This window comes from Undibacterium cyanobacteriorum (genome assembly GCF_031326225.1).
GTDB lineage: Bacteria > Pseudomonadota > Gammaproteobacteria > Burkholderiales > Burkholderiaceae_D > Undibacterium > Undibacterium cyanobacteriorum.
In genome coordinates, this window is the sequence record NZ_CP133720.1 from 2,053,297 (window position 1) to 2,066,299 (window position 13,003).

The following is a 13,003-nucleotide window of genomic DNA, read 5'->3' on the forward strand; positions in this document are numbered from 1 at the left end:
ATATTTATTACTTTGCGGCAAATTTCCAACAAAAAAATATGATTTCTCTCAATCGAACCCTAAAGTTTTTTTAGTTGCTGCCGTAAATCAGAACAAGTTAAGGCTCAAAATATTTTTAAATATTTTTTCGGAAGACCCTAAAGTTTTCCTAAAGGCTGCCGTTAATGATTTTAAGTATCGTAGATCTAGAAAAAAATATTTTCTAAGTCTTTGATATTTAAAGAATTAATTAAAAAGTTTTCGACTTTTCAATTGATTCAAAAACAATTCAAAAATTGCATTGAAGCAAATGCAAGTCAAATTACCGACCATTTGTAGGAGTGATTCCTATGTGGTCGTTCGTCGTTTTCTGTATTTAATTCCATTATTCGTCCTATACAAGCGCAAAGTGCTTGGTAACACAATGTATCCCACTGGCAACACATTTCGCTAGGGCAAATAAATGGGAGTGTTAAAATGACACCAAATGACATGATGGCTGAAATTCGCGACGCTAACTTGAGCTACTTGATGTTGGCGCAACAAATGATTCGCGCAGACAAGGCGACTGCAATATTCCGTCTTGGGATCGGCAAAGAAATTGCTGATCTTATCGAAGGCTTGAACAATTCCCAAATTCTGAAACTTGCTGGCTCCAATATGATGTTGGCGCGCTTCCGCTTCGACGATGGAGCGATCCTTGGAATGTTGACAAATTATAACAAGGAAAGAAGCTTGGCGCAGTCACATGCGGCAATCTTGATGGCTGGCCAAAAAGTTGAGGAAATCGCGTAGGGCAACTGCGAACATTTGCAGCACCAATAAAGTCTCGTAATTTGAGGGGGTAGTGATCATGGCAAGCAAAAGTATTGTGAATGAAGCGAACGAAATTCAATTGGCAGTTGATCTCGTTAACCTTGGGGCTCGCTTGCAATTGTTGGAGTCCGAAACTTCCTTGTCTCGCGAGCGCTTGCTGAAGATTTACAAGGAGCTGAAGGGGGTGTCCCCTCCAAAAGGCATGTTGCCGTTTTCAGCTGATTGGTTTGTAACTTGGCAGCCTAATATTCACTCTTCGCTGTTTATGAATATTTTTCATTACTTGCGCGAGCATGCTGAGGTGTCAGGGATTCATGCGGTCGTGAAGGCTTACAAATTGTACCTCGAGCAAATGCCTGTTCCCGAGGGAGATGAGCCGGTGTTGTCATTGACTCGCGCTTGGACTTTGGTGCGATTCTTTGAAGGAAACATGCTCTCATTTGTGCGTTGCCAACACTGTGGTGGTCAGTTTGTTGGTCATACATTAGACTTGCATGAACATTACGCTTGTGGGTTGTGCCATGTGCCATCCCGTGCAGGGAAAACCAAAAAGGCGAAGAGCCTTGAATTGGCTCATTAAGGTATTTGAAGCCCAACGGCTGAGGTGCCTTCCTAATGAAAAGGACCTCAGTTGAAAATTTCTGTAAGTCTTAAGGCGCTACTATTGCAATTGTTGACTCTCGCAGTCGGCATCGTCTCTCTCTCTCTTCTCCATCGAGCCTTTGGCTTCACTATATCGCCCTTGATTTTTCTATTGGCGTGCGGTGCTGTCGCTGCGCTGTTCACTTTTCTGTTGAAATTTGATTGGTGGTGGGTGCCAATCCAGCTTCTTTTTTTTCCCCTCGTTTATTTAACATCGATGCTGGGGTTGCCATCCTGGGTATATTTTGTCGTGGCAATGATCTTTTCATTGTTGTTTTGGTCTACCTATCGAACTCAGGTGCCGTATTACCCATCAAGCAAGCGCCTTATTCCTCCAATTGTCGAACTGATGAATGAATTTGATTCGCCGCGCTTGATCGATGTGGGGAGTGGCTTTGGTGGTTTGCTTTTCGATTTATCTGAATGTGTGCCAAACGCCCAATTGCTGGGTGTTGAAATTGCTCCGCTCCCATACTGGATAAGTGTCTTGCGCGGCAAACTGTCGCGCTCAAATGTTAAATTTGTATTCGGTGCGTATGAAGCCCTTAATTTTGCAGAGTTCGATGTTGTTTTTTGCTATCTTTCTCCTGTAGCGATGCCCTTTGTTTGGAGAAAAGTATTGGCTGAAATGAGGCCGGGGACGATACTTTTAAGTTATGAGTTTATCGTTCTAGAAGCGGCTCCTAGTTTTGTGTTGGAAATTGTTAAAGACGCCCCCCCTTTGTATGGGTGGCGCATATAATGAAACAACAGAAATATATTTTTTGGGCAATATTTTCGAAAATGTTGCCTAAAATTATCAGATCGCTGGTATTCTAAAGATATTGCTCTACGGATTTAATTTCGGTGCGTGGAAGATCTACTTAAGGAGTCTTACTCGTGTTAGTCATCGTCGGCTATATCGTTGTTTGTGGATCCGTATTTGGCGGATTCGTCATGTCTGGTGGTCACCTTGCCGTTCTGTTCCAGCCGCTGGAACTCTTGATGATCGGCGGCGCCGCGGTCGGCGCTTCTTTGGTGGGAAATAACGCAAAAACTTTAAAGGCATCTCTAAAGGCATTGCCTAGTGTTTTCAAGGGATCTAAGTACAACAAAGCTCTTTTTATGGAGCTCATGACGATGTTGTTCGACGTCCTTACTAAGATTAGGAAAGAAGGTTTGATGTCGATTGAAGGTGATATCGAAAAGCCTGAAGAAAGTCCTCTGTTCAGTAAATACACCTTAGTTGTTTCAGATCATCATCTGATGGAATTTCTAGGTGATTATTTGCGCCTCATGGTGTCCGGCAATATGGACGCATTTCAAATCGAGAATTTGATGGATAACGAGCTCGAGACACATCACCACGAAGGAGCTGCACCAGCGCATTTTATTGCAAAACTCGGGGACGGTTTGCCAGCTTTCGGCATTGTTGCGGCGGTGATGGGTGTGGTTCACACGATGGAATCGGTCGGTATTCCTCCTGCTGAGTTGGGGATTTTGATTGCCCATGCTTTGGTGGGTACGTTCTTGGGGATTTTGCTCGCTTACGGTTTTGTGGGGCCACTCGCAAGTTTGATGGAGCAAAATCTGGATGAGTCCTCGAAGACCTTTCAATGTATTAAGGTCACCCTGTTGGCAAGTTTAAATGGTTATGCGCCAGCACTCTCAGTAGAGTTTGGACGAAAAGTCTTGTACTCAACTGAGCGTCCTACTTTTGCAGAATTGGAAGAGCATATTAAGAATTCGAAGTCTAAATAAGCTTCGCTGAATGAATCATGGCAAACGAAGAACTAAGACCGATTATCGTTAAGCGTATCAAGAAACATGGTGGCGGGCACCATGGTGGAGCTTGGAAAATCGCTTATGCAGATTTCGTTACGGCGATGATGGCTTTCTTCCTCTTGATGTGGCTACTCGGTTCAACGGCTAAAGGGAATTTGCAAGGTATCGCCGAATATTTCCAAACTCCACTCAAAGTTGCGATGTCCGGCGGCGATGGTAGTGGAGATAGTTCTAGTGTGATTAAGGGTGGTGGCAAAGATTTGTCTTTGCGTGAAGGGCAGACTCGGAAGGGCGATATAGATGCGCCCAAGAAAACCTATAATTTACAAGCGGCTGAAGCAGCGCTCGCAAAAGTTGAAGCCGATCGTTTGAAAGGTCTTAAGGAAAAAATTGAAGCAGCGATTGAAGCAAGTCCGACTCTGAAACAATTCCGTAAGCAGTTATTGCTGGATATTACTTCTGAAGGCTTAAGGATTCAGATGGTTGATGAGAAAAATCGTCCAATGTTCGCTTCGGGCAATGCGGAACTTCAACCCTATACAAAAGAAATTTTGCACGAAATTGGGCTCGCACTTAATGAGGTTCCAAACAAGATAAGCCTGTCAGGGCATACTGATGCAGCGCCATATGGACATGGAGAAAAAGGATATAGCAACTGGGAATTGTCGGCGGATCGTGCTAATGCCTCGCGTCGTGAGTTGATTTATGGCGGCATGGATGAAACAAAAGTTTTACGCATTGTAGGTCTTTCCTCGTCAGTTTTGTTCGATAAAAACGATCCGCTAAATCCGATTAATCGACGCATTAGCATTATCGTGATGAATAAGAAAGCAGAACAATCTGCGACGCAAGATGGTGGTGAGATAGAAGTTGGAAAACAAGTTGATGTGATAGCTGAACCTAAAAAGTAAAGTAATTTGATTTGTGCACAAAAGATTGCAACTGTAATGTTGCAGAATGGGATGCTAAAGATGTCAAACAAACAGATGCTGGGATCTCGGGTGAAGGAATTGCTGGCTGGCGTTTCCGATCATGGCGTGGATCATTTGGTCGAAGTTGAAACTGACCTTGTCCAGACAACGCTTTTATTGGCTGAGGCAATCGAAAAATTAGGGGCAAATTTTCTCGATTTGCACGGTTCTTTGACGGCTCAAGAAGAGCATATTAAAGAAATCGTTAGTGCTGGGAAAGTGCCGCCTGAAAGTGTTGAGAAACTGGCGCAGATACAGGCGGATATCGCGCTACATATTAATCGAGCGGTCACTAGTTTGCAGTTTCAAGACCTCACTAGTCAGCTTATATCGCGCACTGTTCAGCGAAGTGCGGGGCTGCGTGAACTGCTGTCTACACTGGATTCGGGAAATTCAATTCCACACGACGGTGAAACCGAGGAAATTGCAGGAGTGCTCTCTGAAATCACAGAGCGCTTACAGAGACAGAGTATTGAATTAAAAAGTTTGTTGCGAAAGACAGTGAATCAGCAGCATCTTGATAGTGGTGATATTGAATTATTTTGATATGTGGCAGCACTGAGATTTTTCTCAATTTTTCAGATTGGAGTAATGATGGCTAAGACAATTTTAGCGGTTGATGATTCAGGTTCCTTGCGCCAAATGGTTGCCTTTAGTTTGAAAGCAGCAGGGTATCAGGTGATCGAAGCTGTCGATGGTCAAGATGGCTTGGAAAAAGCGAAGAATCAAGTTGTGGATTTGGTTCTCACTGATCAGAATATGCCGCGCATGGATGGCTTGACTTTGATCAAATCGTTGCGTGCGTTAGCTTCGTATCAGCGAGTTCCGATTTTGATGCTGACGACGGAATCGAGTGACGATATGAAAGCCAAAGGACGAGCAGCCGGAGCGAATGGATGGTTGGTAAAGCCTTTTGATCCACAAAAATTGACCGAAGTTGTGAAAAAAGTGATTGGCTAATCGAGACGCATATTTGCAAGATTATTCGAGTAAATAATGGGGTGGGATGATGACGATTGATATGAGTCAGTTCTATCAGGTGTTCTTTGATGAGGCTGAAGAGCTTTTAGCTGAAAAAGAGAAGTTGCTCTTGGGGGTTGATATTGCTTCGCCTGACCCTGAAGATCTCAATGCTATTTTTCGTGCTGCTCACTCGATAAAGGGAGGTGCGTCCACATTCGGGCTGAATGATATGACCGAGGTTACGCACATCTTAGAAAATTTGCTTGATAAGATCCGCAAGGGCGAAATGGCCCTCACGTCTGAGCACGTTGACGCCTTTTTAGCAGCGAAGGACGTGCTAAAAATGCAGCTTGATGGACACCGTCATGGAAGTGCCGTAGATCTTGATGCTGTTGGTGATGTTCGAATGTTGCTGCAATCATTTGTTCAAGGGGAAATGACGGCGAAGGCTGCCCCGGTTGCTAATCTTGCGCCAGTAAATAATGTTGAAGACAGCTCTGAAACCTACCATAAAGCATTCCGTGTAAGTTTTGACGAAGTGAGCGAGTCCGATTTAAAGCTGCTTACATCTGAACTTGGCTTACTTGGTGATGCCATTAGTGAGAAGGATACATCTGGCAAGTGGTCGATCTATCTCAAAACAAATGGGAGTTCGGATGACATCCTCGCCGTTTGTTCGTTCATTACCGATGCCGATAAATTGACAATTAAGGAAGAGGCCGTTACTGCAGCTGCGACTCCAAGTGACGATGATCTTGGTTATGGCTTCTTTGAGCCGTTGGATGCGATGTTCCCGCCCGAGACTGAAGCCGCGCCTGAACATCACACCCCTCCAGTGGAGAAAGTTGCTCCAACACCTGCACCAGTAGTTGCGAAGGCCGCTCCTAAAAAAGAAGCAGAGAAGAGTGCAAGTTCGCAAGAGTCCTCGACGATACGTGTTGGTATTGAGAAGGTTGACCAGATCATTAATTTGATCGGTGAATTGGTGATCACTCAGGCCATGCTTACACAGCGCACGCAAGACTTGGATCCTGTGGCAAATGAACGCCTGTTAAGCAGTGTCGCACATTTGTCGCGTAACACGCGCGATTTGCAAGAAGCCGTGATGTCTATTCGGATGATGCCGATGGATTACGTATTCTCAAGATTCCCAAGAATGGTGCGAGATCTTGCAACGAAATTAGGCAAGAAAGTTGAATTCGTCACATATGGTGCTTCCACAGAATTAGATAAGGGACTCATTGAACGGATTGTTGATCCACTCACGCATCTGGTCCGCAATAGTATCGATCATGGCATTGAAATGCCTGCAGCTCGACTCGAGAATGGTAAGAGTGAAGCGGGTAAGTTATCGCTCTCGGCAGCACATCAGGGCGGCAATATCGTGATTGAAGTCAGTGATGATGGTGGTGGATTGCATCGTGAAAAAATCTTGGCGAAAGCTAAGCAAAACGGTTTGGCTGTTTCCGACACGATGTCAGATGCAGATGTCTGGCAGCTGATTTTTGCGCCAGGATTTTCGACTGCAGAAGTCGTTACTGACGTTTCTGGTCGTGGCGTTGGTATGGATGTCGTCAAACGTAACATCACCCAAATGGGAGGTGTTGTTGATATTAAATCGGCGCGTGGTTTTGGTACTACCATCACAATTTCATTACCGCTGACCTTGGCAATTTTGGATGGAATGTCCGTCAAAGTTGGCGAAGAAATATATATTTTGCCGTTGGGATTCGTGGTCGAGTCTTTGCAGCCGCAAAGTGAAGATATTAAGGAAATTAAAGGCAAAGGACGTGTCATCAAAATTCGTCAAGAATATCTGCCGCTCATTCCTCTTTACGAGTGTTTTGACATTGTGCCTCGTCATCTTGATCCATCGAAGGGAATCACGGTGATAGTAGAAGTGGATGGTAAGAAGGCCGCATTGTTTGTTGATGATTTGGTTGGTCAACAACAAGTCGTCGTGAAAAATATCGAGTCGAACTACAAGAAGATTCCTGGCATCTCTGGTGCCACGATTTTGGGGGATGGCGGTGTCTCATTAATCTTGGATGTTGGTGCGTTATTACGTGGCGTACGGTAAGAATATGGTTTTGAAATTAAGCCTTTAGCGAGGAAATTATCATGATACAAAGCGCAGATGTAAGTGGAAAAACAGGTAGTGGCGGACAAGGTGATGAAGAAATCACGCGCCTCGAGTTTCTCGCTTTTACATTGGGCAGTGAAGAGTATGGCATCGATATTTTGAAGGTCCAAGAGATTCGCGGTTATGAGGCTGTTACTCGAATTGCGAATGCACCAGAGTTTTTGAAAGGTGTGATTAATTTGCGAGGAATTATTGTTCCTATCGTAGATATGCGCATTAAATTCAACCTCGGTACGCCAACCTACGACCAGCTTACCGTCGTGATTATTTTGAACATTGGCACTCGAGTGGTGGGTATGGTGGTGGATAGCGTTTCAGATGTCATGACATTAACACCTGAGCAAATTCGACCTGCACCAGAAATGAACACAACTTTTAATGACGATTTCTTGATCGGACTTGGAACGCTCGACGAGCGAATGCTAATTTTGGTTGATATAGAAAAATTGATGTCGAGTCCTGAGATGGGACTGTTGGACCACTCGGAGCATTGATGTTATTAGGGGCAGAAAGACAGTTGAATCTATAAGGGTCAAATCGAGAAGCGTGCCATGGCAAAATTGTCTGAACGTAGTGATGGTGAAAAAGAGTTTGAGTTTAATCATCGAGACTTCGATCGAGTTCGTGACCTAATTTATAAGCGGGCAGGGATATCTTTGTCTGAAAGTAAGCAGGAAATGGTGTACAGCAGGTTGGCGCGACGTTTGCGCGCGACAGGTATCAGTTCCTTTGCGACCTACCTTAATATGCTAGAGAGAGAGGTTAGTAGCCCGGAGTGGGAATCATTTACTAATGCGCTCACCACGAACTTAACTTCTTTCTTCCGCGAGGAACATCATTTTCCGATCTTGGCTGAACACGTTCGAAAAAAACATGGTGCCATTAGAATTTGGTGCTCTGCAAGTTCGACAGGAGAAGAGCCTTATTCGATCGCCATGACAGTTTGTGAAGCGCTCGGAACCATGTCCCCTCATCTTCAAGTGATCGCAACGGATATCGATACCAATGTATTGGCGACTGCATCGAAAGGTGTCTACAGTGTGGACCGTGTGGAAAAACTGTCTGCCGAGAGAGTGAGGAAATTTTTCCTCAAAGGTAAAGGGCGCAATGAGGGAAGTGTGATGGTGCGCCCAGAGTTGCGAGAGTTGGTGAGTTTCGAACCACTGAATTTGCTGGACGAGAGATGGCATATTCAAGGCGAGTTTGATGCAATTTTTTGTCGCAATGTAATGATCTATTTTGATAAACCAACGCAGTCTGCGATTTTGAAAAAGTTTGTGCCGTTGATGAAATCAGATGCTTTACTTTTTGCGGGACATTCTGAGAACTTTCTGTATGTTTCAAATGACTTTAAGCTTCGCGGGAAAACGGTTTATGTGCTCGCTTCTGCCGATGAACGCCAGAAGAAAATTAATGCGCACGATTTGAATAAAGGGTGATCCATGAGTCAGTTCAGTGAAGAACACTTTGCGACGAACGTTTATTACGATCGCACCTTTGATTGCGATGCCGCCAAAATTTTGCCGGGCGAATACTACTTCACCAACAAGGATATGCTTATTGTGACCGTGCTTGGTTCTTGCGTATCTGCGTGCATACGCGATCGTGTTTCGGGGGTTGGTGGAATGAACCATTTTATGCTGCCTGATGGTGGTGAAAATTCCGAAAATCCGGTGTCGGCGTCGATGCGTTATGGTACTTATGCGATGGAGGTCCTCATCAATGAGTTACTCAAGGCTGGTGCGAAGCGCGAAAATATGGAAGCGAAGGTTTTCGGTGGCGGCAATGTGTTGCGTGGTTTTACCTCCATGAATGTCGGGGAGCGCAATGCTAAGTTTGTATTGGACTATCTGCGCATGGAACGGATGCGGGTAATCGCCGAAGACTTGAACGATATTTATCCGCGAAAGGTCTATTTTTTTCCGAGGACTGGAAAGGTACTCGTTAAAAAACTTAAAGTTGAGCATAACGATACATTGAAAAAACGCGAGCTCGATTACGCGAGTCGCCTCAAGAGTGCACCGGTTGGCGGCGATGTGGATTTGTTTTGAGATGGTGGATGAGGCTATTGCGGCGTAAGAACGGGAATAGACAATGAAAATAAAAGTTCTGATCATCGATGACTCAGCACTCATTCGCAGCATTTTGTCTGAGATCATTCGTAGTGAAAACGATATGGAAGTCGTGGGCGTTGCGCCAGATCCTTTGGTCGCCCGTGAACTTATCAAGCAGACCAATCCAGATGTACTAACCTTAGATGTTGAAATGCCGAAAATGGATGGGCTAGATTTCCTCGAAAAGCTCATGCGGTTACGGCCTATGCCAGTCATTATGGTCTCGTCTTTGACAGAGAGAGGGTCCGAGATTACGATGCGTGCGCTTGAGTTGGGAGCGATCGATTTTGTAACCAAACCAAAACTCTCGATTCAAAGCGGTATGCTTGAGTACGCTCATGTCATCACTGACAAAATTAGAGCAGCGTCGAAGGCAAAGATCCGCGCCCGAGCATCAGCTCAGGTTGCTCAAACAAGCACCACTTCGGCGGTATTGCCGTCGATGAAGAACCCATTATTGAGTAGTGAAAAATTAATCATTGTTGGCGCATCAACGGGTGGAACTGAAGCGATTAAGAGTTTTTTGGCGCAAATGCCTTCTGATTGCCCAGGTATTCTCATTACTCAACATATGCCTGAAGGATTTACAAAGTCGTTCGCTAAGAGACTTGATGGCATTTGTAAGATTTCAGTTTCAGAAGCGCAGGGTGGTGAGCGTATCTTGCCAGGCCATGCTTATATCGCTCCAGGGCATTCTCACCTCAAGTTAGCGAGGAGCGGAGCTAACTATGTTACCGAGTTGGATCATTCGGATCCTGTAAATCGGCACCGACCTTCTGTTGATGTCCTATTTCGTTCCGCTGCGAAATTTGCAGGTAAGAACGCGGTTGGGGTGATCTTGACCGGTATGGGTAAAGACGGTGCTGAAGGGATGTTGGAGATGAAGAATGCAGGTGCACACAACTTTGCACAAGATGAAGCGAGCTGCGTTGTATTTGGTATGCCCAGAGAAGCTATTGCAGTTGGAGCCGTTCAAGAAGTCGCGCCCTTGGGTGAGTTGCCAACCAAAGTGCTGGGCTATCTGGAACAACAAGGTAGCAGAGCGTTGCGTGTTTAGTGTTTTATTGAAGAAACTTGATGGAATTGCTTCCCCAAAATTGTTTATATAACCGATAATGTGTCTTACCCGTCCTTTAGAAATCATGGAGTAATTTATGGCTGATCAAAACCTCAAATTCTTAGTTGTTGATGATTTTTCAACGATGCGTCGTATCGTGAGAAATCTTCTCAAAGAACTCGGTTATTCGAATGTCGATGAGGCTGAAGATGGCGCTTTAGGATTAGCAAAACTCAAGAGTGGCGATTTTGATTTCGTTATCTCTGACTGGAATATGCCGAACATGGATGGCTTGACGATGCTGCAGCACATCCGTGCTGATCCAGCTCTGGCCAAGTTGCCAGTGTTGATGGTGACTGCGGAAGCGAAAAAGGAGAACATCATTGCTGCCGCTCAAGCGGGTGCAAATGGCTATGTCGTGAAGCCGTTTACCGCTGCAACTCTCGATGAAAAGTTACAGAAAATTTTTGAAAAATTGGGTAAGCCTGCATAACTTGCTTAATTTTCCTTGGAGTGCCTATGAATACAAGGCTCGACCAAACTCAACACGATGAGTTGCTAGCGCGTGTTGGGCATATGACCCGCCTCCTGCATGATAGTTTGCGAGGATTAGGTCTCGATAAATTGTTAGAACGCGCTGCGGAGGATATCCCTGACGCTAGGGATAGACTAGATTATGTAGCTCAAATGTCAGAGCGTGCAGCTCAACGGGTGCTGAACGCTACTGACGCTGCAATTCCCCTGCAAGAGCAGATTTTAGATGGTGCTAGAAAGCACGCCGATCTCATTGCGAAGTTGTTAGATACGGAGGCGGATGGGGCAGCGTGCCGTGAACAATTGCGTCAAACGCTCGCCTATCTTCAAACGAGTAGTCAGGCAAGTAAGGACACAAAAGCGCACTTGATTGACATCATGATGGCGCAAGATTTCCAAGATTTGACTGGACAAGTCATCAAGCGCGTGACGGAGCTGGCGCAGAATCTTGAGCAACAGTTAGTGCAGCTCTTGATTGAATATTCTCCTGATCAAATAAAACGCCCACAACAAGATGGTCTCTTGAATGGACCGCAAGTTAATCCTGAGGGTAAAACCGACGTCGTTGCCAACCAAGGCCAAGTTGATGACCTGCTAGACAGCCTCGGTTTCTAAAATTAATTTAAAAATTATGTCGCAGAACAAATTCATCGTTCGTGAGCCCTTGCTCGACCCAAAGCAAAAAGTAGTGGGATACCAGTTGTCATGGCAACAGACCAAATCTGCGGACGTTGCGGTAGAAGAGATCGACTCTCTAATTGCCTTCGTTGCGGACGAACTCAATGATCCAGAGAAAGGTTACTTGCTGGCCGATAGCACCATCTTTTTAGAGGCCATGCCCGGTTTACTTCAGGCGGCGAGTTTGAAGAAACTTGCGCCTGCAAATACCGTCCTAATTTTCTCAAAGCGTTATTTCGGCGACCAGCAATCGATTGATGCGATTAAAGAGTTACGTGGACTCGGCTTCGGTATTTGTCTACGTAATGCTGATGCGACTGCGCTGGATCGCTCTATTTTTTCTTTGATTACGCATTTTGAAGTGCAGATTGATGGCGCTAACCTTGCAGCGCAGGCAAAAACCTACGCCGCCTTAAAGCAATCGAACGTACAGATGGTCGCCAGAAATATCGGGAGCTGGCAGAGTTTTGAAGCATGCGCCGCTCTTGGATTATCGAGTTTTGTTGGCAAACTTCATTTAACGCCTCGCCCGAATTTGACTCAAAAGGGCTTGAATACCGCGCAAGCAACGATCTTGCAGCTGATGGACATGATTCGAAAGAACGCAGACATTCAACAGCTTGAAACAGTGGTGAAGCGCGATGCAGCACTTGCATACAAGTTACTGCGCTATATTAATTCTGCGGGGTTTGGCTTGCGTACCGAAGTGCAGTCCTTGAAACACGCGGTAACCATTCTTGGCTACAGTCCTTTATATCGTTGGCTGTCATTGCTACTAGCGACTTCAAGCTCCAATGGAAACTCACCGGTTTTGTTAGAAACGGCCATTGTGCGTGGTCGTTTCGCGGAGTTGTTAGGGCAACCATTTATGTCGAAAACAGAGGCGGAGAATCTCTTTGTAGCGGGTATGTTTTCATTGCTTGATCGACTACTTGGTATCCCAATGGAAGAGGTTCTTTCGACCATCCAATTGCCAGAGGCGGTGGTGGAGGCCTTGGTGTCTCGTGGAGGCGTGTTTGGCCCTTATTTGGCCTTGGCAGAAGCCTGTGAGCTTAACAGTATGCTGGTTCAATCTTTATCTGAAACTTTAAAGATTGCACCTCAGGATGTAAATAAAGCCCATTTGTCATCGCTTGTTTGGTCGAAAAATATTTCGAACGCTTAGTTCTCTACGCTCATTACGCAAGTTGAACGTTAAGGCCGTGATCAATAAATTGATCGCGGCTTTTGTTTTTTTGTTTCCTTGCAAATGAATTGAGCTCTTATTTTCAGCCTAGTCGCACTTCCTGAATCGCTTTTGACACCCAGTCATTTATGACAATTCTCCTCATTCTTTAAAGCT

At 45.2% G+C, this 13,003-nt stretch carries 15 protein-coding genes; all 15 read left to right on the forward strand.

Going from position 1 to position 13,003, the window contains the following annotated elements:
* Positions 1-456: 456 nt before the first annotated feature.
* Complete coding sequence (flhD, locus tag RF679_RS08560; protein WP_309483786.1) at positions 457-774, forward strand: flagellar transcriptional regulator FlhD; 318 nt, start codon at positions 457-459, stop codon at positions 772-774.
* A 58-nt stretch (positions 775-832) separates the two neighbouring features.
* Positions 833-1,375: a flagellar transcriptional regulator FlhC gene (gene flhC / locus RF679_RS08565; protein ID WP_309483787.1), complete on the forward strand. Its 543-nt coding sequence runs from the start codon at positions 833-835 to the stop codon at positions 1,373-1,375.
* 51 nt (positions 1,376-1,426) lie between these two features.
* Positions 1,427-2,179 (forward strand): class I SAM-dependent methyltransferase, encoded by a 753-nt coding sequence (locus RF679_RS08570; protein WP_309483788.1) that lies wholly within the window; start codon positions 1,427-1,429, stop codon positions 2,177-2,179.
* 137 nt (positions 2,180-2,316) lie between these two features.
* A complete protein-coding gene (gene motA / locus RF679_RS08575; protein ID WP_309483789.1) occupies positions 2,317-3,177 on the forward strand; it encodes a flagellar motor stator protein MotA in 861 nt (286 codons plus the stop codon).
* 17 nt (positions 3,178-3,194) lie between these two features.
* Entirely contained in the window at positions 3,195-4,112 is a 918-nt protein-coding gene (gene motB / locus RF679_RS08580; RefSeq protein WP_309483790.1) for a flagellar motor protein MotB, read from the forward strand.
* 60 nt (positions 4,113-4,172) lie between these two features.
* Positions 4,173-4,718 (forward strand): chemotaxis protein, encoded by a 546-nt coding sequence (locus RF679_RS08585; protein WP_309483791.1) that lies wholly within the window; start codon positions 4,173-4,175, stop codon positions 4,716-4,718.
* A gap of 48 nt (positions 4,719-4,766) precedes the next feature.
* A complete protein-coding gene (locus tag RF679_RS08590) occupies positions 4,767-5,132 on the forward strand; it encodes a response regulator (RefSeq protein WP_309483992.1) in 366 nt (121 codons plus the stop codon).
* Between the two features lie 49 nt (positions 5,133-5,181).
* Complete coding sequence (gene cheA, locus RF679_RS08595) at positions 5,182-7,215, forward strand: chemotaxis protein CheA (RefSeq protein ID WP_309483993.1); 2,034 nt, start codon at positions 5,182-5,184, stop codon at positions 7,213-7,215.
* Between the two features lie 41 nt (positions 7,216-7,256).
* On the forward strand, positions 7,257-7,772 hold the full coding sequence (locus tag RF679_RS08600) for a chemotaxis protein CheW (protein ID WP_309483792.1): 516 nt from the start codon (positions 7,257-7,259) through the stop codon (positions 7,770-7,772).
* A gap of 57 nt (positions 7,773-7,829) precedes the next feature.
* Complete coding sequence (locus RF679_RS08605; protein WP_309483793.1) at positions 7,830-8,717, forward strand: CheR family methyltransferase; 888 nt, start codon at positions 7,830-7,832, stop codon at positions 8,715-8,717.
* Positions 8,718-8,720: 3 nt separating this feature from the next.
* On the forward strand, positions 8,721-9,329 hold the full coding sequence (gene cheD, locus RF679_RS08610; RefSeq protein ID WP_309483794.1) for a chemoreceptor glutamine deamidase CheD: 609 nt from the start codon (positions 8,721-8,723) through the stop codon (positions 9,327-9,329).
* Positions 9,330-9,372: 43 nt separating this feature from the next.
* Positions 9,373-10,449, forward strand: a complete 1,077-nt coding sequence (locus RF679_RS08615; RefSeq protein ID WP_309483795.1) for a protein-glutamate methylesterase/protein-glutamine glutaminase — start codon at positions 9,373-9,375, stop codon at positions 10,447-10,449.
* A 97-nt stretch (positions 10,450-10,546) separates the two neighbouring features.
* Entirely contained in the window at positions 10,547-10,942 is a 396-nt protein-coding gene (cheY, locus tag RF679_RS08620) for a chemotaxis response regulator CheY (RefSeq protein WP_186915309.1), read from the forward strand.
* A 26-nt stretch (positions 10,943-10,968) separates the two neighbouring features.
* On the forward strand, positions 10,969-11,598 hold the full coding sequence (cheZ, locus tag RF679_RS08625) for a protein phosphatase CheZ (RefSeq protein ID WP_309483796.1): 630 nt from the start codon (positions 10,969-10,971) through the stop codon (positions 11,596-11,598).
* A gap of 16 nt (positions 11,599-11,614) precedes the next feature.
* Entirely contained in the window at positions 11,615-12,826 is a 1,212-nt protein-coding gene (locus tag RF679_RS08630; protein WP_309483797.1) for an EAL and HDOD domain-containing protein, read from the forward strand.
* The last annotated feature ends 177 nt before the right edge of the window (positions 12,827-13,003 follow it).

What these genes read in the sequence shown, in the direction of transcription:
- flhD (WP_309483786.1), top strand. Translation starts at nt 457, where the DNA reads ATGACACCAAATGACATGATGGCTGAAATTCGCGACGCTAACTTGAGC.
- flhC (WP_309483787.1), top strand. Translation starts at nt 833, where the DNA reads ATGGCAAGCAAAAGTATTGTGAATGAAGCGAACGAAATTCAATTGGCA.
- motB (WP_309483790.1), top strand. Translation starts at nt 3,195, where the DNA reads ATGGCAAACGAAGAACTAAGACCGATTATCGTTAAGCGTATCAAGAAA.
- RF679_RS08585 (WP_309483791.1), top strand. Translation starts at nt 4,173, where the DNA reads ATGTCAAACAAACAGATGCTGGGATCTCGGGTGAAGGAATTGCTGGCT.
- RF679_RS08590 (WP_309483992.1), top strand. Translation starts at nt 4,767, where the DNA reads ATGGCTAAGACAATTTTAGCGGTTGATGATTCAGGTTCCTTGCGCCAA.
- cheA (WP_309483993.1), top strand. Translation starts at nt 5,182, where the DNA reads ATGACGATTGATATGAGTCAGTTCTATCAGGTGTTCTTTGATGAGGCT.
- RF679_RS08600 (WP_309483792.1), top strand. Translation starts at nt 7,257, where the DNA reads ATGATACAAAGCGCAGATGTAAGTGGAAAAACAGGTAGTGGCGGACAA.
- RF679_RS08605 (WP_309483793.1), top strand. Translation starts at nt 7,830, where the DNA reads ATGGCAAAATTGTCTGAACGTAGTGATGGTGAAAAAGAGTTTGAGTTT.
- cheD (WP_309483794.1), top strand. Translation starts at nt 8,721, where the DNA reads ATGAGTCAGTTCAGTGAAGAACACTTTGCGACGAACGTTTATTACGAT.
- RF679_RS08615 (WP_309483795.1), top strand. Translation starts at nt 9,373, where the DNA reads ATGAAAATAAAAGTTCTGATCATCGATGACTCAGCACTCATTCGCAGC.
- cheY (WP_186915309.1), top strand. Translation starts at nt 10,547, where the DNA reads ATGGCTGATCAAAACCTCAAATTCTTAGTTGTTGATGATTTTTCAACG.
- cheZ (WP_309483796.1), top strand. Translation starts at nt 10,969, where the DNA reads ATGAATACAAGGCTCGACCAAACTCAACACGATGAGTTGCTAGCGCGT.
- RF679_RS08630 (WP_309483797.1), top strand. Translation starts at nt 11,615, where the DNA reads ATGTCGCAGAACAAATTCATCGTTCGTGAGCCCTTGCTCGACCCAAAG.